Below are 315 nucleotides of genomic sequence, written 5' to 3'. Positions count from 1 at the left end.
GCATCTAAGCGTGAAGCCCCCCTAAAGATAAGATTTCCCATACCGAAAGGTAGTAAGACCCCTTGAAGACGACGAGGTAGATAGGGCAGAGGTGGAAGTGCGGCAACGCATGGAGCTGACTGTCACTAATCGGTCGAGGCTTTGACCAAAAGAAGGCAGAGTGTAAGAATGGTTTTGTATGATGTTTTGAAGGTACATGAGTATCTCAGATGATCCTCGATAGCTCAGTTGGTAGAGCACACGGCTGTTAACCGTGCTGTCGCTGGTTCGAGCCCGGCTCGGGGAGTTGGGAAGCGTGAGAGCGCTTCAGGAGAG

General features: G+C 51.4%; 1 tRNA gene and 1 rRNA gene. Both read left to right on the top strand.

Annotation, left to right across the window (positions count from 1 at the left end):
• Positions 1-149: ribosomal RNA gene (locus tag JMF81_RS08145) — 23S ribosomal RNA — on the top strand; the annotation flags it as partial.
• A gap of 64 nt (positions 150-213) precedes the next feature.
• A tRNA-Asn gene (locus JMF81_RS08140) sits at positions 214-286 on the top strand.
• Positions 287-315 lie beyond the last annotated feature (29 nt).

The organism is Anaerostipes butyraticus, assembly GCF_016586355.1.
GTDB classification, from domain to species: Bacteria; Bacillota; Clostridia; order Lachnospirales; family Lachnospiraceae; genus Anaerostipes; species Anaerostipes butyraticus.
This window is presented reverse-complemented; position numbering and strand designations above follow the sequence as displayed.